The sequence below is a fragment of the uncultured Bacteroides sp. genome (genome assembly GCF_910585845.1).
In the GTDB taxonomy this organism is placed as follows: Bacteria; Bacteroidota; Bacteroidia; order Bacteroidales; family Bacteroidaceae; genus Bacteroides.
This window is the reverse complement of record NZ_CAJUHF010000016.1, coordinates 1-17249: the sequence shown is the minus strand read 5'-3', so window position 1 is coordinate 17249 and position 17249 is coordinate 1. Positions and strand designations below refer to the sequence as shown.

At 47.9% G+C, this 17249-nt stretch carries 14 protein-coding genes; 1 reads left to right on the top strand and 13 read right to left on the bottom strand.

The annotated features are described in order from the left end of the window. Positions 1–129: 129 nt before the first annotated feature. The 5 genes from QZ323_RS06345 to QZ323_RS06325 all read right to left on the bottom strand — a co-directional run bounded on the left by QZ323_RS06345 (position 130) and on the right by QZ323_RS06325 (position 5616). Positions 130–1401, bottom strand: coding sequence for an adenylosuccinate synthase (locus tag QZ323_RS06345; RefSeq protein WP_294633763.1), 1272 nt, complete (start codon positions 1399–1401; stop codon positions 130–132). Further along, positions 1398–1886, bottom strand: coding sequence for a transcriptional repressor (locus QZ323_RS06340; protein ID WP_294633762.1), 489 nt, complete (start codon positions 1884–1886; stop codon positions 1398–1400). Before QZ323_RS06340 ends, QZ323_RS06345 begins: the two co-directional genes overlap by 4 nt. Before the next feature lie 392 nt (positions 1887–2278). Further along, on the bottom strand, positions 2279–2938 hold the full coding sequence (locus tag QZ323_RS06335) for a DNA alkylation repair protein (protein WP_294633761.1): 660 nt from the start codon (positions 2936–2938) through the stop codon (positions 2279–2281). A 66-nt stretch (positions 2939–3004) separates the two neighbouring features. Then, entirely contained in the window at positions 3005–5050 is a 2046-nt protein-coding gene (locus QZ323_RS06330) for a dihydrofolate reductase (RefSeq protein WP_294633759.1), read from the bottom strand. A gap of 104 nt (positions 5051–5154) precedes the next feature. Continuing rightward, positions 5155–5616, bottom strand: coding sequence for a helix-turn-helix domain-containing protein (locus tag QZ323_RS06325; protein WP_294633758.1), 462 nt, complete (start codon positions 5614–5616; stop codon positions 5155–5157). A 279-nt stretch (positions 5617–5895) separates the two neighbouring features. Between QZ323_RS06325 and recQ the strand changes: the two genes are divergently transcribed. Beyond that, entirely contained in the window at positions 5896–7704 is a 1809-nt protein-coding gene (recQ, locus tag QZ323_RS06320; RefSeq protein ID WP_294633757.1) for a DNA helicase RecQ, read from the top strand. A gap of 24 nt (positions 7705–7728) precedes the next feature. Here the strand turns inward: recQ and QZ323_RS06315 are convergent, their stop codons facing one another. From QZ323_RS06315 to QZ323_RS06280, 8 genes are all read right to left on the bottom strand, one after another. Beyond that, a complete protein-coding gene (locus QZ323_RS06315) occupies positions 7729–8553 on the bottom strand; it encodes a tetratricopeptide repeat protein (protein WP_294633756.1) in 825 nt (274 codons plus the stop codon). A 56-nt stretch (positions 8554–8609) separates the two neighbouring features. Further along, positions 8610–9560 carry a cysteine synthase A gene (gene cysK / locus QZ323_RS06310; RefSeq protein WP_294633754.1) on the bottom strand — a complete coding sequence of 317 codons (951 nt, stop codon included), beginning with the start codon at positions 9558–9560 and terminating at the stop codon, positions 8610–8612. 390 nt (positions 9561–9950) lie between these two features. Then, on the bottom strand, positions 9951–11012 hold the full coding sequence (leuB, locus tag QZ323_RS06305) for a 3-isopropylmalate dehydrogenase (protein ID WP_294633753.1): 1062 nt from the start codon (positions 11010–11012) through the stop codon (positions 9951–9953). Between the two features lie 111 nt (positions 11013–11123). Next, the gene (locus tag QZ323_RS06300; RefSeq protein WP_294633814.1) at positions 11124–12638 is read right to left on the bottom strand and encodes an alpha-isopropylmalate synthase regulatory domain-containing protein; all 1515 of its coding nucleotides are present in this window, start codon (positions 12636–12638) and stop codon (positions 11124–11126) included. A gap of 66 nt (positions 12639–12704) precedes the next feature. Further along, entirely contained in the window at positions 12705–13304 is a 600-nt protein-coding gene (gene leuD, locus QZ323_RS06295) for a 3-isopropylmalate dehydratase small subunit (protein WP_294633751.1), read from the bottom strand. A 53-nt stretch (positions 13305–13357) separates the two neighbouring features. Next, positions 13358–14755 (bottom strand): 3-isopropylmalate dehydratase large subunit, encoded by a 1398-nt coding sequence (gene leuC, locus QZ323_RS06290; RefSeq protein ID WP_294633750.1) that lies wholly within the window; start codon positions 14753–14755, stop codon positions 13358–13360. Between the two features lie 154 nt (positions 14756–14909). Beyond that, positions 14910–16403: a 2-isopropylmalate synthase gene (locus tag QZ323_RS06285; RefSeq protein ID WP_294633748.1), complete on the bottom strand. Its 1494-nt coding sequence runs from the start codon at positions 16401–16403 to the stop codon at positions 14910–14912. Positions 16404–16785: 382 nt separating this feature from the next. Next, positions 16786–17103 carry a hypothetical protein gene (locus QZ323_RS06280; protein ID WP_294633746.1) on the bottom strand — a complete coding sequence of 106 codons (318 nt, stop codon included), beginning with the start codon at positions 17101–17103 and terminating at the stop codon, positions 16786–16788. Positions 17104–17249 lie beyond the last annotated feature (146 nt).

The following is a 17249-nucleotide window of genomic DNA, read 5'->3' as shown; positions in this document are numbered from 1 at the left end:
ACGACCTATACACCTCCTTTAAATGAATATCGCCCCTACAAGCCTTCGATGATTACCTGTAGAGGCGAATGAACATTTATCTGCCACCCCGACAAGCAAACTTGCCTGGGCAACAAAAGCAACGATTTACTATTCTTCTGTGTAACGTTCGATGGTCTGCTCACGGTCTGGACCAACGGAAACAATCTTGATGGGCACACCAAGCTGCTCTTCCAAGAAGGAAAGATAAGCGTTGAATTCTTCGGGGAATTCGTCTTCGCTCTGCATCTTCGTCATGTCAGTCTTCCAACCCGGCAGTTCGACATATATCGGTTCAACGCCTTCGTTGATATCGAACGGGAAGTAGTCAATCTCTTCCCCGTTGACGTTGTATGCCACACAGGCCTTGATTGTCTCGAATGAGTCAAGCACGTCGCTCTTCATCATAATCAGCTTCGTCACACCGTCCACCATAATGGCATACTTCAATGCCACCAAGTCAATCCATCCGCAACGGCGTTTGCGTCCCGTCACGGCACCGAACTCATGTCCCAGCGCACCGATCTTTTCGCCCGTCTCGTCGAAAAGTTCTGTCGGGAACGGTCCTGCCCCTACACGGGTGCAATATGCTTTGAAGATACCATAAACCTCACCAATCTTGTTAGGCGCAATTCCCAGCCCTGTGCAGGCACCTGCGCAAATGGTATTGGAAGAGGTCACAAAAGGATAAGAGCCAAAGTCCACATCCAGCATCGTGCCTTGTGCACCTTCGCAGAGAACTGACTTTCCGTCGCCCAGCAGGTTGTTTATCTCATGCTCGCTGTCCACCAATGGGAATTGCTTCAGATATTCGATACCTTCCAACCAAGATTTTTCCATCTCCGTCAAGTCGTACTCATAATTCAGACTCTTCAGAATCTGCTCGTGACGAGCTTTGGCTGCAGCATATTTCTGTTCGAAATTATGCAGGATGTCGCCTACGCGCAAACCATTACGGCTGACCTTATCAGTGTACGTAGGACCGATGCCCTTACCCGTTGTTCCCACCTTGGCATCGCCTTTCGCAGCTTCGTAAGCAGCATCCAGAATGCGGTGAGTAGGCATGATGAGGTGTGCTTTCTTCGAAATGTGCAAACGTTCTTTCAGCGAATGTCCCGATGCTTCCAGCGATTCCGCTTCTGCCTTGAAAAGAGCGGGATCAAGCACCACGCCATTACCAATGATGTTCACCTTGTCACCTTGAAAAATTCCCGAGGGAATGGAACGGAGCACGTACTTCTGTCCTTCAAACTCGAGCGTATGTCCGGCATTCGGGCCACCCTGAAAACGAGCTACGACATCGTATCTCGGAGTTAACACGTCAACGACTTTACCTTTGCCTTCGTCGCCCCATTGTAATCCTAATAGAATATCTACTTTCATTTTTCCTTTTTATTATTATTATCTTTTCTTTTACGCTTGTTGTTCCGGTCGCACTTGCTGCACAACCCATATAGGTAGAGCGAATAGTGAGACAAACTGAACCGACTGAGTTTCGTATTCTCAATGGCATGCTGCAACTCCTCGTTTTGAAACTCCGTCACCCTGCCGCACTGTGTACAGATCTGATGATGATGGGTGTCGCGGTTATAACATTTTTCGTACTGGGAGGAATTTCCGAACTGATGTTTGATGACCAGACGGGCATTGATGAGAAGTATGATGGTATTGTAAAGGGTAGCGCGGCTCACACGGAAATTTTCCTGATCCGCCATCAACGAATAGAGTGTATCTATATCGAAATGTCCTTCAATGGAGTAGATGGTATCAAGTATGGCATAACGTTCGGGAGTCTTACGATGCCCGTTCGCATTGAGATATTCGGTGAATATCTGCTTTACCGTATCTTTTACGTTCTGACTTTCCATTTTTGTCGGCGCAGTTTTACAGCCAACAAAGTTAAGCCTTTTTTGTGGAAAGCAAACGAGAATAAAGAAAAAAATAAAAATAATGCATCAGATGAGAGCAAGGCAGGAATAAAAGCGCTTTTTTACAGCCTCAAGTCATATGCTCTCCTTTTCTCTAGTACGCAAAAACTCCATACCAACTCCGTAATAACTCCATATAGAAAATCCTGGAACTGATACGGAGTTAGTATGGAGTTGGTACGGAGTTGATATAGAGCTGATATAGAGCTGGAAGTATATCGTCATGCAGACCAACACGTTCAATCCGTGTCATCCACATGTCATCTGACATTCTCAGAAACCCTCATGTCAAGGATATCAAATACGACGTTTGGAAAATCCCGGCTTGGACTTTAGCCCACTTCTTCCTTCACGAGATTATAAAGCAATTGTTCGGCTTCCGTTTCGGCATGTTCCATACCTTCTACCCGGCGGCATACCAGAAAAGACTGTTCTTCGCTGTGCTGCATAAAACGGCGAATGGAGGTCATTGCCGCGTTTCGCACATGATAAGGCCCGGAGAGAAAGGCACAGATCGCTTGGTCAAGAAACTCGTTTGCAGTACGCTCGTCCATATCGCCTTTTTTCATCAGCAGGCGGGCAATAGTCAGGAATCCACAGGTCTGCACGTACTCCCGTTCATCGGCAATCCATTGGAAGGATTTGGCAGGGGCATATGGCAAATGCTGGAACAGGTTCATAGAGGTGAGTTCGGCAATCTCGATATTCGGAATGCTCTCCACCCATATATCCGCTATCTCCGGGAAAAAACTCTCCACCGGCTGCAACAGCCCTGCCAGAATCTTACATTCGCGAATTTCTTCTTTCCACAGGGCTTGTGCCAGCGAATGATTCTTTTCATACCCTTCGGCAATCTTCTTGATGCGTGGAAGCTCTACGCCGAAATTCAGTTTGTAGACCAAGCCTTTTTCACGCATACTTTGAGACACAGCCCCGTTCATAGAGAGACGGAGTTGGGTCTTTATATCTTTCAGTTGTTCATGCAAGTCCATAGAGGAATGTATTTGAGAGCCTGTCTGAATCATGCTGGGCAACATTCAAACAGGCTCTGAACGTAATTAGTCATTGATTGAAGGCAAGAGTGAATAATCTTTGCTATAACGCAACATCTGTTCGGCATAACCTTCATCGTAGGTCACTTTCACATTGGTTATCTTGCCGTCTGCATCTGTCACAACTTCGTACTTGGGATTCACGAAGCCTTTGTACGGCGCCAGATTCAGCTTCTTATAGCGTTCCAGTACCTCTGCATGCAGGGTTGGATCGACCTTCACCGCATAGTTTTCCACGATGTCACGGGCTGCCTGATAGTCGCCGGTAGACTTGATTCGCTGGATTTCGGAGAGTAACTCACCGAAAAGTCCGCGCAGTTTCTCGTAATCGTTCACGATAACGTAGGTCTTGCCGTCTTTCTTCACCATTTCCACTACGCGGTCTGCCGCTCCTTTCTCAAACACCCAACGGGCAATGAGCTGACGATTGCGCATGTGTGCCTCTTCTACATTGTTACCCGGTTCGATGCGTACCAGCTGTGTCATCAATCCATTCATCAGATAGGTGTAATATTCCGCTTTGTAAGCGTCCGGATCGGGGGTAAGTCCCAACTCTGTCAGCTTCGGATCGGCTACGTAGTAGAGGCCGAACAGGTCGGCACGTGCCTCTTCGATGGTAGAGCCGTATGCTTTCAGTGCATCCGGATCGACACCCGGAAGCAGTTTTCCGGACCCGTGTCCCAAACATTCATGCAAATCAGTATGAAGTTCGCCGGTGAGGTCGGCATACTTGTCTATCAACTGCAATTCCGTGTCGCTGTACACAAACTCTTCGTTAAAGCCATTACCATGAGCTGCCTTATTGTAAGCGTCTGTGATGTTGCCTATGGTCACCGATTTGGAACCATGCTGGCTACGAATCCAGTTTGAATTAGGCAGGTTGATTCCGATGGCTGTTGCTGGGTACAAATCGCCTGCTAGGATAGCAGCGGTAATCACCTTCGCCGAAACTCCTTTTACTTCTTCTTTCTTAAATTGCTTGTCCACCGGAGAATGGTCTTCAAACCATTGGGCATTGCCGCTGATTATCTCCGTACGGCGCGTTGCCTCCAGATCCTTAAAGTTCACCAACGACTCCCAGCTGGCTTTCATACCCAACGGGTCACCGTAGCTTTCGGTAAAGCCGTTGACGAAATCGACACGAGAATTCAGGTCTTTCACCCACAAGATGGCATAGTCATCGAATGTTTTCAAATCGCCTGTCTCATAATACTCTATCAGTTTGGCAATGACTGCCTTCTGTTCTTCGTTTTCAGCCACGCCTTCGGCTTTCTTCAACCAGTATACGATTTTCTCGATAGCCTGTCCGTATAAGCCACCCACTTTCCACACTCTTTCTTCCGTCTTGCCGTCTTTCTTCACTAGACGGCTGTTCAGACCATAAGAAACAGGCATCTCATCTTTGGGGTCTTTCATTGCGTTATAGAAAGATTCCGCTTCTTCCTGCGTCACTCCATCGTAATAGTTACATGCGGAAGTCAGCACCAAATCTTCGCCTGCCGCCTGATTCACCCGTTTGGGCATGACCGTAGGATCGAAGATGACCGGAAACAGTTCGTCACACAGTTGTTCGGCAGTCTGCCCGTCTGCTAACGGCAACTTGGAAGCATCCGTTTCCAATATTGCTTTTCTAAAGAACTCGGGAGCAAAACCCGGCACAAACTTCTCGGCACCATAATGATGATGAATGCCGTTAGAGAACCAAACTCGCTTGAGGTACACTTCCATAGCCTTGAAATCGGGCGCATTCTTATCGCCTTTATATCCGTCATAGACTACCTCCAGCGTGCGGCGAATGCGCAGGTTGTACTTACCGTTTTGGTCGAACAATATATCACGGCCTTGCAAAGCAGCTTCCGTAAGGTAATACACCAGCTCTTTCTGTTGGAGCGACAAGTTTTCGAAACCGGGAACCCGGTAACGTAGAATCTGTAAGTCTGCAAATTGTTCCACTGTATAATCAAATTTTTCTGCCTCGGCAGTTGTTGTTTTCGAACCGCCACATGCTGCCAACAGCACAGAAGCGGCATAAATGATAAGTTGTTTCCTCATGTATCGGAAGATATTGGGTTAGTATAAAAAAGACGAAAAGGAAGTATTCCGAAATGGGTATTCCGGAATATTTCCTTATCTACACATTGTTTAATGCAAATCGTTTATTTCTTCTCTGCGTGTTTCTTACGATATCCGTTAGGTGTCTCGCCTACATTCTTATAAAAAGCAGCATAGAAAGACTGGCGGTTGGCAAAGCCTACCATTGTACTGATCTCTTCCACATTCTTGTCGGCATATCTCTTGTCCGTCAATAAATGCTTAGCATCTTTCACTCTATATTCATTCAACAGACATGAATAGTTCATGCCGAAACGAGAGTTCACCACTGCCGACAGATAACGGGTATTAGTCTTCAGCTCTTTTGCCAAATCTTTAGCCGAGTAATCGGGATCCTTGTACTTTTTCTGCACTACGATAATGTTCAGAATCTTGTCATACAATTCATCTGCCAACTCCGGACGAATCAAAGAACGATAAGCAGCGTTCTTTTCCTTCTTTTCTCTCAGGTTGTAAGGGCGCTTTTTAGGAGCCGCTTCCTGGTTTTTGTTTTCTAAATCACTCATTGAATTAACTGGTTAGGGTTTGTAAATACATAATAGACCTAAAGGATTTTCCCTTAGACTTTACAAAAGTCTGATATTTTTTTCAAATACGCAACTTTTATCGTACATATTTTTGATTCACAAATAACGAAAAAGGTTGAAATATGGCATTTGAACCTATTTAATAAGAAACTTTAACTTATTGATAATGTGTTTATGATATAAAATGAATACTTATATTGACTTGTTTCATATACAATAATTAATGTACCTTTGCAGCACAAAAGTTTATCTAAGACAATGCTACAAACGCTCAAAAAATATTTTGGATACGACACTTTCCGCCCTTTGCAAGAGGAAGTTATCCGTACGTTGCTTGCTGGAAAAGACTGTTTGGTACTGATGCCCACCGGAGGCGGAAAGTCCATTTGTTACCAGCTTCCTGCACTGCTGCGCGAAGGTATAGCCATCGTCGTTTCACCTCTAATCTCGCTGATGAAGGACCAAGTGGAGACGCTATGCGCCAACGGCATTGCCGCCGGTGCCCTGAACAGCAGCAACGATGAAACGGAAAATGCCCTCTTGTACCGTAGCTGCATGGAGGGAAAACTAAAATTACTCTACATTTCGCCGGAGAAATTGATTGCAGAAGCCAATTACCTTTTAAGGGACATGCCCATCTCTCTGTTTGCCATCGACGAAGCGCACTGCATTTCCCAATGGGGACATGATTTCCGTCCGGAATACGCGCAAATGGGATTCTTACATGAGATGTTTCCAAACATCCCCATCATCGCACTCACTGCGACGGCCGATAAAATAACGCGCGAAGACATCATACGACAACTACACCTCAACCAGCCCAAAATCTTCATTTCGTCTTTCGACCGCCCCAACCTCAGCCTCACCGTAAAACGAGGATACCAGCAGAAGGAGAAGAATAAGGCTATTCTGGATTTCATTGCCCGCCACTCCGGTGAAAGCGGAATCATCTACTGCATGAGCCGGAACAATACCGAGAAAGTGGCACAGATGCTGCAAAAGCACGGGCTCCGGGCGGCAGTCTATCATGCTGGTCTCGCTCCCAAGTATAGGGACGAGGTACAGGACGACTTCATCAATGATCGCATACAGATAGTGTGCGCCACAATTGCATTTGGCATGGGAATTGACAAAAGCAATGTGCGATGGGTAATCCATTATAATTTACCGAAAAGTATAGAAAGTTTTTATCAGGAAATAGGACGTGCCGGACGCGACGGAATGTCAAGCGACACGCTGTTGTTCTACTCGTTGGCAGATCTTATCTTACTGACCAAATTTGCAACGGAAAGCGGGCAGCAGGGCATTAATTTAGAGAAGCTACAACGCATGCAGCAGTATGCCGAAGCTGATGTCTGCCGACGTAGGATTCTGCTGAGCTACTTCGGCGAGACGACCACGGAAGATTGCGGCAACTGTGATGTCTGCAAGAATCCACCTCAACGTTTCGACGGGACAATCATCGTGCAAAAGGCTTTAAGTGCCATTGCCCGCACCGACCAGCAGATAGGCACAGGCATGCTGGTTGATATCCTACGAGGGAACATCAATGCAGAGATAGCCGAGAAAGGTTATCAGGACCTGAAGACATACGGTGCCGGACGCGATGTGCCTGCCCGCGACTGGCAAGACTATCTGCTACAGATGTTGCAACTGGGGTATTTCGAAATTGCCTACAATGAGAACAATCATCTGAAAATAACGGAAAGCGGCAGGGATGTCCTCTTCGGAAGGGCACGGGCGCAGCTTGCGGTAATCCGTCGGGAAGAGACGACTACAACGAAAGAAAAGAAAAGGAAAACTATTGTCCCGGTCAGGGAACTACCTCTGGAATTGCCGTACACAAAAAGTACGGAGCTTTTCGAGGCATTGTCCGAGTTGAGAAGACGGCTGGCGAGCCACGAAGGCTATCCTGCATATATCGTGCTATCCGACAAAGTCCTGCATCAACTCAGCATATCCCGCCCCACGACGCTGGAGGAGTTTGGAACCATCAGCGGCATCGGCGAATACAAAAAGAAAAAATACGGGAAGGAATTCGTCGAGTTGATAAGGAAGTTCTGTTAGCGAGGGGCGATAAACACCCTTCCTTTACTTGCATTGTCGCAACAGTTCTCTCAGCTCTGCTTGCGGCACTCCCAGCGAGATGGCTTTCTCGAAATCCTGTTTTGCCAGGGTTTTCTTTTTCCAAGTCAGGTAGATCTGTCCCCGCATCAGGTAGGCTTCGGTTTGCGAAGGATTCAGAGCCAGTGCTTTTTCCAGATCGACCATTGCCAGCTCCAGATGTTGCATGTCGTGTTCTATACCTGCGCGTGCCACGTATAAAGCTGCATCTTCCGCATTCTCGGCAAACATGCCGTTCAATATCTCCAACGCTTTCTGCAGGTTCCCGTCTTTCTGCTCTAGAGTGGCTAGTCCCAGGCGGGCATTATAGTGCTGAGGTACCAGTTTCAGCAGACGTTCGTAGTCGGCACGGGCGAATTTGAAATCGTGTTGGCATACATAGATATAGGCACACATCAGAAGGGCTTCCTGATTCTCCTTATCCAAATCCAGAACTAACGAATAGTCTATTCGTGCCTGGTCGTTGCGCCCCATTTCAAGATTCAGCGCAGCACGGTTCAAGAGGATGGGAACGGAACGGGGAGCAATGTTCAGGGCGAAAGTGTAGGATTCCAAAGCCAGCTCGTACTCGCGCTGCCGGCGCTGGATGATGCCGAGATTGGAGAACAACAAGGCATTATGCGGATTGGCAGGCTCCAGTTTCAATGCTTGGCGGATATAGTCTTCCGCCTGTTGCAGGCTGTCTTGCTCAGCGCATGCAATGGCGCGCTCGGCAAGTTCCTGATAGGTTTGAGAGAATGCCGGAGCGGCTCCGGACAGGCATATAAAGAGAGAAAGGAGATACTTTTTCATATTCAGTGCTTTTACGACTCATGTTTCTGCTGGAAAGGGAAATGCCGACCCGTTGTTCAGTCCAGCGGATAGGCATCGAATGCAAACAGTTCCGTAGAGAGGTATCGCTCGCCCGTGTCCGGCAAGAGTGCCACGATGGTTTTATCGGCAAACTCCGGTCGTTGCGCCAACAGGCGGGCAGCATAGACAACTGCTCCGGAAGAGATACCGGCAAGCAGTCCTTCAGTGGACGAGAGTTCGCGTCCGCAGCGGATAGCTTCATCATCGGGCACCGGCAGCACTTCATCTACTACAGAAGCGTCATAAATGACAGGGATAAAGTTGGCTCCGATACCTTGTATGCGATGAGGTCCCGCCACACCGCCTTCCAGTACGGGAGAAGAAGCCGGCTCCACAGCCACGATGTGTACTTTGGGATTGTGTTTCTTCAGGGCACGCGCCACGCCGCAAACGGTTCCTCCCGTCCCTACTCCGGCCACGAAGACGTCGACGTTGCCATCCGTATCCACCCAGATCTCTTCGCCCGTGGTCTGTGCATGAACCAATACATTGGAAGGGTTTTGGAATTGCTGGAGGATAATGGAACCCGGAGTTGCCTCTCTCAGTTCCTCTGCCTTTGCGATGGAACCTGCCATGCCTGTCGTCCCGTCCGTCAACACGATTTCGGCGCCCAGCGCTTTCAGCAGATTACGCCGCTCCAAGCTCATGGTTTCGGGCATGGTCAGTATCAGGTGATATTCCTTGATGGCGGAAACCATTGCCAGTCCTACACCGGTGTTTCCGCTGGTCGGCTCAATGATAGTTGCCCCGGGTTTCAAGGCTCCGCGGGCTTCTGCATCTTCAATCATGGCAAGTGCCACGCGGTCTTTCACGCTTCCTGCCGGATTAAACGCTTCCAGCTTGGCAATGATGTTCTTTTCCAATCCATACTTACGACTGTATGCCGCCAACTCCATCAAGGGGGTGTGTCCGATCAGTTCAGTCAGGTTCTTTGCTATTTTTACCATGATAATCTTAATTAATGAATGTCTCCATCACTTGGTTTCTTCGGACAAAAATAGAGAAAAACTACAGAATAAACGAAAAAAACGGAATATATCACCGCAACCATCGGCGCAGACGGTGCTTTACAGTTGTTTTAATGGTATTCCGATACGGATGTATGCCGGATAATGTATCTCTTGCTCCGGCTGAAAAAGGAGATAGATGAATTTACTTCACAGAAGCAAGGAACTGCCTGAAGTATAAAGCAGAAAACGGTCTCACGAGATGGATGATTTCCTCTCGTGAGACCGTTTTTTTCGTCCCATGAGATGAATTTTTCCGTCTCACGGGACTATTTTTTTCGTCCCGCGAGACGAATCTGCCCGTCCCGTGAGACTATTTTTCCAAGGTGATCAGCTACGCTTGATATAGTCTACAACCCAAGCGCCCACCTCTTTGGTACCGTACTTGTCGCCACCTTCCACTTGGATTTCAGGAGTACGGACGTTGGCATCAAGCGAAGCGTCCACCGCCTTACGAACCAAAGCACCCTCCTCTTTCAAGTCGAAGTATTCGAACAGCATGGCTACAGAAAGTATCTGCGCCAGCGGATTGGCGATGTTCAGCCCTTTGGCTTGCGGCCAGCTTCCGTGAATCGGCTCGAACACCGGAGTACTCTCACCTGTAGAAGCGGAAGGAAGCAGCCCCATAGAGCCGCTGATTACGGAACCCTCATCCGTAAGAATGTCACCGAACGTATTTTCCGTCACCATCACATCGAAGAACTTCGGTTCCTGAATCATCTTCATGGCAGCGTTGTCCACATACATGTAATCGGTCGTCACCTCAGGATACTGGGGAGCCATCTCCTGAGCAATCTGGCGCCACAGACGGCTGGAGGCAAGCACATTCGCCTTATCCACCACCGTCAGGTGCTTGCGACGCTTCATGGCGTACTCGAAACCAACCTTCAGGATGCGTTCTATTTCGGGACGGGTGTAGAAGTTGGTATCATATGCTTTATCGTTGTCCTGGTATTTCTCGCCGAAGTACATACCTCCGGTCAACTCGCGAATGCAGATAAAGTCCGCGCCATCCACCAGTTCCGCGCGGAGCGGAGACTTGTGAACCAGGCATTTGAAAGTCTGCACGGGACGGATATTGGCAAACAGTCCCAATTTCTTGCGCATGGCCAGCAGTCCCTGTTCGGGGCGTACTTTGGCTGTAGGGTCATTGTCGAATTTCGGGTCGCCTACGGCAGAAAACAATACCGCATCCGCATTCTTGCAAGCCTCGTACGTAGCTTCGGGGAAAGGATCACCCACCTTATCTATCGCATCCGCGCCGCAGATGGCGTATTCATAACTCACTTTATGTCCGAACTTCTCGCAAACGGCGGTCATCACATCCACGCCTACAGCAGAAATCTCGGGGCCGATACCGTCACCGGCCAGTACTGCAATTTTAAAGTCCATAGTCTTCTATTTATTCCTTATCTTTTAGTAATTATTCTACTTGATCTCTACCTTTCTATTTCCTATCTTTCCGACGTATACGGCCTCCTGACGAAAACCATCATTCAGCGATCAACAGTCAGCGTATTCCTTTTCTATGATATTCAGCATCTTCACCGTTGCCTTGATGGCAGCCTCCGTCTGGTCGGCATCCAGTCCGCGCGTACGGAACACCTTGTCTTCATAAGTCCAGGTAATGACAGTCTGCACAAAAGCATCGGTACGCCCGCCGGGAGGAATGCTCACCGCATAGTTCGTCAGCATCGGGAATTTACGGCCCAACGTCACCTTATAAACCTTGCGCAGGGCACGCACAAAGGCGTCATACTGACCGTCTCCGCTGGAACTTTCTTCATATTCCTTGCCGTTGACCTCTATCTTCAGTGTAGCCATAGGCTTCAGACCGTACGCCAGATTGACGATATAGCTCTTCAGCTTGACCCGATCTTCCATCACCCCATGCTTCAGGACATCGGAAACGATGTAGGGCAGGTCTTCCTGTGTCACCAGCTCTTTCTTGTCGCCCAGCTCGATGATGCGTTCCGTCACTTTGCGCATGGCGTCTTCGTCCAACTGCAATCCCAGGTCTTCCAAGTTTTTGCGGATGTTTGCCTTGCCGCTGTTCTTGCCCAAGGCATACTCCCGTTTGCGTCCGAAGCGTTCAGGCAGAAGGTCGTTGCAATAGAGGTTGCTTTTATTGTCGCCGTCGGCATGCACACCGGCAACTTGCGTAAACACGTTTTCACCCACTATCGGCTTGTTGGCAGGGATGGCAATGCCCGAATAAGATTCCACCACGCGGCTCACTTCGTTCAGGCGACTCTCGTCGATGTTCGTAATAGCACTGAAATGGTCTTTCAAGATAGCCTGCACACTGGCGAGAGGAGCATTTCCGGCACGTTCTCCCAACCCGTTGATGGTGGTATGAAGTCCTTTGCAACCGCTCAACACAGCGGCCAGCACATTGCTGACTACAAGGTCGTAATCATTGTGGGCATGGAAGTCGAAATGCGCTTTCGGATAGCGTTTCACCATCTTCCGCATGAATTCGATAACTTGCAGAGGATTCAGGATGCCCAACGTATCGGGCAGCATATAGCGCTGTATGTTCGTTTGCGTCAGTGCATCCATCATCTCGAAAACGTATTCGGGAGAATCTTTCATGCCGTTGCTCCAGTCTTCCAGATAGACGTTGACCTCCATGTCTTGTTCGTTGGCATAGTCCACCACAGCAAGGATGTCTGCGATATGCTCTTCGGGAGATTTCTTCAGCTGGCAGGCGCAATGCTTCAACGAGCCTTTGCACAGCAGATTGATGACGCGACAACCGGTAGCATGTATCCAGTCCACCGAAGTGCGGCCGTCCACAAAGCCGAGCACCTCTACGCGTGGCAGCAGATTGCGGCGTGCCGCCCAGTCGCATATCATTTTTACAGCATCGAACTCACCTTCGGACACGCGCGCAGAAGCTACTTCCACCCTATCCACCTTCAACTCTTCCAACAGCAGACGAGCTATCATCAGTTTCTCATGAGGCACAAAGGAGACTCCGCTGGTCTGTTCACCATCGCGAAGCGTGGTGTCCATGATTTCTATTCTTGGATGGTTCATTGTTCGTGATTATTTGTTTGGCATGCGAACACAGGTTCCACGTCATCCGCGTGCCTTCAATTCGTATTCCTCTATCTTCGCCTTGTTCTCCACCAAAAAATCAATGTCATCCAGTCCGTTCATCAAGCAATGCTTCTTATAAGCATTAATCTCAAACCGTTCGCTCTTGCCCGTAGCGCGGTTGGTGATGGTCTGCTGGGGCAAGTCGACTTCTACCTCCATTTGCGGGTTAGCATAAATGGAGTCGAACAGTTCTTTCAGGAACAGCTCGCTCACCACTACCGGAAGCACAAAGTTGTTCAGTTCATTATTCTTGTGAATATCGGCAAAGAAGCTCGACACCACCACACGGAAACCGTATCCGGCAATGGCCCAAGCGGCATGCTCGCGACTGGAACCGGAACCGAAGTTCTTGCCTGCCACCAGAATCTGCCCGCCGTAAGTCGGATCATTCAAGACGAACTCCCGATTCAAAGAACCGTCCGGATGGTAACGCCAGTCGCGGAATAAATTATCGCCGAAGAACTTCTCCTCGCACGTAGTAGCCTTCAAGAAGCGTGCAGGAATGATCTGGTCTGTATCCACATTTTCCAATGGAAGAGGCACACAGGTGCTGATTATTTTATTGAATTTCTGTTTCATTATCCTATTATTTTACGTGTATTTCTTTCTATTTTTACCCTCTGCCAACGGCATCACTCCATCAACGTCCGCGGATCGGTAATCACTCCCGTCACCGCCGCTGCGGCAGCTACCAGCGGACTGGCAAGCAACGTCCGTGAACCTGGTCCCTGACGTCCTTCAAAGTTACGGTTACTGGTTGATACAGCATATTTTCCGGCAGGTACCTTGTCGTCGTTCATTGCCAAGCAAGCAGAGCATCCCGGCTGGCGGATAGCAAACCCCGCAGCTTCGAGTACCTTGTCTAATCCCTCTTCACGGATCTGCGCATCCACTGCCCAGGAACCCGGAACCAGCCATGCCACTACCGTCTCCGCCTTCCGACGGCCTTTCACGATGGAAGCAAACGCGCGGAAGTCCTCGATACGCCCGTTGGTGCAAGCTCCCAGAAATACGTAATCAACCTTCTTGCCCAGCAACGGCTCGCCCGGCTGGAAGCCCATATAATCCAAAGACTTCCTGAAAGAAGCCTGTGCAGCCTCTCCCATTCCCTCAGTGGTAGGAATCTGCTGCGTGATCCCCATACCCATACCCGGATTGGTACCGTAGGTAATCATCGGCTCAATGTCCTCAGCGGCAAAGCGTACTTCCTTGTCGAACACGGCATCGTCATCACTCTTCAATGTCTGCCAATATGCCAATGCCTTATCCCAGGCTTCACCTTTCGGAGCATACTCACGTCCTTTAATGTACTCAAAAGTCGTCTCGTCCGGAGCAACCATACCACCACGGGCACCCATCTCTATACTCAGATTACACAGCGTCAGACGTCCTTCCATTGTCAGGCTGCGCACCGCCTCTCCGGCATATTCAACAAAGTAACCTGTAGCCCCGCTGGTCGTCATCTTCGACATCATGTATAGTGCCACATCCTTTGCCGTCACCCCTTTGCGCAGCGTGCCGTCTACCGTGATACGCATCGTCTTCGGACGGGTCTGAAGAATACACTGCGACGCCATCACCATCTCCACTTCGCTCGTACCGATACCGAAGGCTACTGCTCCCATCGCTCCATGCGTGGAAGTATGCGAGTCACCGCACACGATAGTCATCCCCGGCAATGTCAGTCCTCTCTCCGGACCTACCACGTGGATAATGCCGTTCTTCTTGTTCATCATGCCGAAATGTGCCAGCCCGAACTCTTCTGCATTCTTCGCCAACGTATCCACTTGTGCCTTCGAAACCGGATCTTCAATCGGCTTGTCCTGGTCATGCGTCGGCGTATTGTGGTCGGGCATGCAGAAAATCTTCTCCGGACGGAAACACTTGATTCCTCGTGCACGCAAACCGGAAAAGGCTTGCGGACTGGTTACTTCGTGACAATAAAGTCTGTCTATATAAAGTTGTGTGGGACCATCTTCCACCTGCTGTACCACGTGGGCATCCCAAATCTTATCGAATAATGTATTCATTGTTTTAGTTATTTGTTACAAGCTATAGACTACAAAGGGACTTGATCACCTTATAGATATAGCTTATTTATTATCAATCATAATTGTTTTAACTACCACATTTCAATCTGTAGCCAGTCACTCGTAGCTTACTGTTGTAGCCAGTCACTCATCACTATTTAAACTTGTTGATACAATCAATATAAGCTTCTACCGACGCGGCAATGATATCCGTATTGGCACCAAAACCATAGTAGATACGATTGTCATATTCCACCTGCATGTGTACCTTACCCATATCATCACTTCCCTTGCTGATTGCCTGTATCGTAAACTCTTTCAAAGTCATGTGGCGGTCGATAATCTTCTTCAATGCCTTTATCGCAGCATCCACCGGTCCATTGCCACTGGCAGCAGCCTCAAATTTCTCACCGGAAATATTCAGCCCCAAACTGGCAACCGAACGGACACCGACCCCACTGGTCACCTGTAGATATTCCAACTTAATACGATGATTCTGTGTACGGTCGGCGCCAGCCAGCACCAATATATCGTCATCATTGATATCTTTCTTCTTGTCGGCAAGTTTCAGAAACTCTTCATAGACATTATCCAATTTTTCCTGATCCAACCGCACGCCCAATACCTGAAGCCGATTCTTCAACGCCGCACGACCGCTTCGCGCTGTCAATACGATGGAATTATCATCAATACCCACATCATGCGGATCAATAATCTCATAAGTCTGTACATTCTTCAGCACACCATCCTGATGAATACCCGAAGAATGGGCAAAAGCATTACGCCCCACTATAGCTTTGTTGGGCTGTACCGGCATATTCATCAGACTGGATACCATACGGCTGGTCGGATAAATCTTCTGCGTATTGATATTGGTCTCAATCTCTATATCCTTATGACATTTGATAATCATCGCCACTTCCTCAAGTGAAGTATTTCCGGCACGTTCGCCAATACCATTGATAGTAACCTCCACCTGACGTGCACCATTCAGCACACCGGACATCGTGTTCGCAGTAGCCATTCCCAAGTCATTATGGCAGTGCGTGGAAATGATAGCATTATGGATTCCATCCACATGCTCCATCAGATACCTGATCTTTGCACCATATTCACCCGGCAGGCAATAACCCGTAGTATCGGGAATATTCACCACCGTAGCTCCCGCCTTGATCACAGCTTCCACCACACGGGCGAGATATTCATTGTCCGTTCTTCCCGCATCTTCCGCATAAAACTCCACATCGTCCACATACTTGCGCGCATACTTCACGGCAGCCACTGCGCGCTCAATGATTTCCTCACGATTGGAATTGAATTTATACTTGATATGCGAATCAGATGTACCTATGCCCGTATGAATACGTTTATGTTTGGCAAACCGCAATGCATCTGCTGCCACATCAATATCTTTCTGCACGGCACGGGTCAACGCACAGATCGTAGGCCACGTCACCGCCTTTGAAATCTCAATAACCGAATTGAAATCTCCCGGACTCGAAATCGGGAATCCAGCTTCAATCACATCCACCCCCAACGCTTCCAACGCCTTTGCCACCTGGATTTTTTCCACAGTATTCAATTGGCATCCCGGAACCTGTTCACCGTCGCGGAGCGTTGTGTCGAAAATAAATAACTTGTCACTCATCTTATCTATTGTATTTATAACTTTTATATTCTACTATAAAAAAAGCCTTTCACACCGGGAAGTGAGAAAGGCTTTCGTATATCATCGCATCTTACATATATATTCACGCACAACACTCACTTCCACTAAACCTTGCCAGTAGAATAATAATGCCACACAATAGAATATATATAAAGTTCTGAATCATCTTAATCTCCTTATTTTCATAATTACGGTGCAAAGGTATGGATTATTTCATTTCACACAAATAAATCCATTACTTTTTTTACCTAAAAAACTTCATTTTATAAGTCCTCAAACAAATAAAGCTATAGAATATAACCAAAAGAGGGGATTACGTTATTGTAACCCCCTCTACATATAGTCCTAAACCTGGTGAAAATTACTTTCCGTCGCAAGCTTTCTTTCCGCAAGCCTTTTTATCCTCACCACAAACTTTATCCCCCTTACAAGTTGCAGAATCTGCATCACAACAAGCCTGTGTATTAGTACAAGTAATAGAATCTGCACTACAGCAAGCCTGTGCATTGGAACAAGTAGTAGAATCTGCATTATTGCATAAGCCACACTGTGCCTTTTCCGCAACTTCAACTCCATCAGTAGCCACAACTTCAGCCTCTACAGCCTTTTTATTACCACAAGAAGCCAGTGCAAAAGAAAATGCAACTGCACTCACCACTAAAAATACTTTTGTTTTCATTTCTAATTTTGCTTTAAAACATTAATTATTAAATAGTCCGTTGCAAAAATACGAAAAGCCTTCTATTAGCCCAAATATATCAAGTAGATTCTCCTAAAAGAAATTGAAGTATCTTTCCATTGTCAATTATCAATTGTAATTGTCAA

Coding starts and splice junctions, on each gene's coding strand:
- recQ (WP_294633757.1), top strand. CDS start 5,896: ATGCTACAAACGCTCAAAAAATATTTTGGATACGACACTTTCCGCCCT.
- QZ323_RS06315 (WP_294633756.1), bottom strand. CDS start 8,553: ATGAAAAAGTATCTCCTTTCTCTCTTTATATGCCTGTCCGGAGCCGCT.
- leuB (WP_294633753.1), bottom strand. CDS start 11,012: ATGGACTTTAAAATTGCAGTACTGGCCGGTGACGGTATCGGCCCCGAG.
- leuD (WP_294633751.1), bottom strand. CDS start 13,304: ATGAAACAGAAATTCAATAAAATAATCAGCACCTGTGTGCCTCTTCCA.
- QZ323_RS06285 (WP_294633748.1), bottom strand. CDS start 16,403: ATGAGTGACAAGTTATTTATTTTCGACACAACGCTCCGCGACGGTGAA.
- QZ323_RS06280 (WP_294633746.1), bottom strand. CDS start 17,103: ATGAAAACAAAAGTATTTTTAGTGGTGAGTGCAGTTGCATTTTCTTTT.
- QZ323_RS06330 (WP_294633759.1), bottom strand. CDS start 5,050: ATGAGGAAACAACTTATCATTTATGCCGCTTCTGTGCTGTTGGCAGCA.
- leuC (WP_294633750.1), bottom strand. CDS start 14,755: ATGAATACATTATTCGATAAGATTTGGGATGCCCACGTGGTACAGCAG.
- cysK (WP_294633754.1), bottom strand. CDS start 9,560: ATGGTAAAAATAGCAAAGAACCTGACTGAACTGATCGGACACACCCCC.
- QZ323_RS06345 (WP_294633763.1), bottom strand. CDS start 1,401: ATGAAAGTAGATATTCTATTAGGATTACAATGGGGCGACGAAGGCAAA.
- QZ323_RS06325 (WP_294633758.1), bottom strand. CDS start 5,616: ATGAGTGATTTAGAAAACAAAAACCAGGAAGCGGCTCCTAAAAAGCGC.
- QZ323_RS06340 (WP_294633762.1), bottom strand. CDS start 1,886: ATGGAAAGTCAGAACGTAAAAGATACGGTAAAGCAGATATTCACCGAA.
- QZ323_RS06300 (WP_294633814.1), bottom strand. CDS start 12,638: ATGGACACCACGCTTCGCGATGGTGAACAGACCAGCGGAGTCTCCTTT.
- QZ323_RS06335 (WP_294633761.1), bottom strand. CDS start 2,938: ATGGACTTGCATGAACAACTGAAAGATATAAAGACCCAACTCCGTCTC.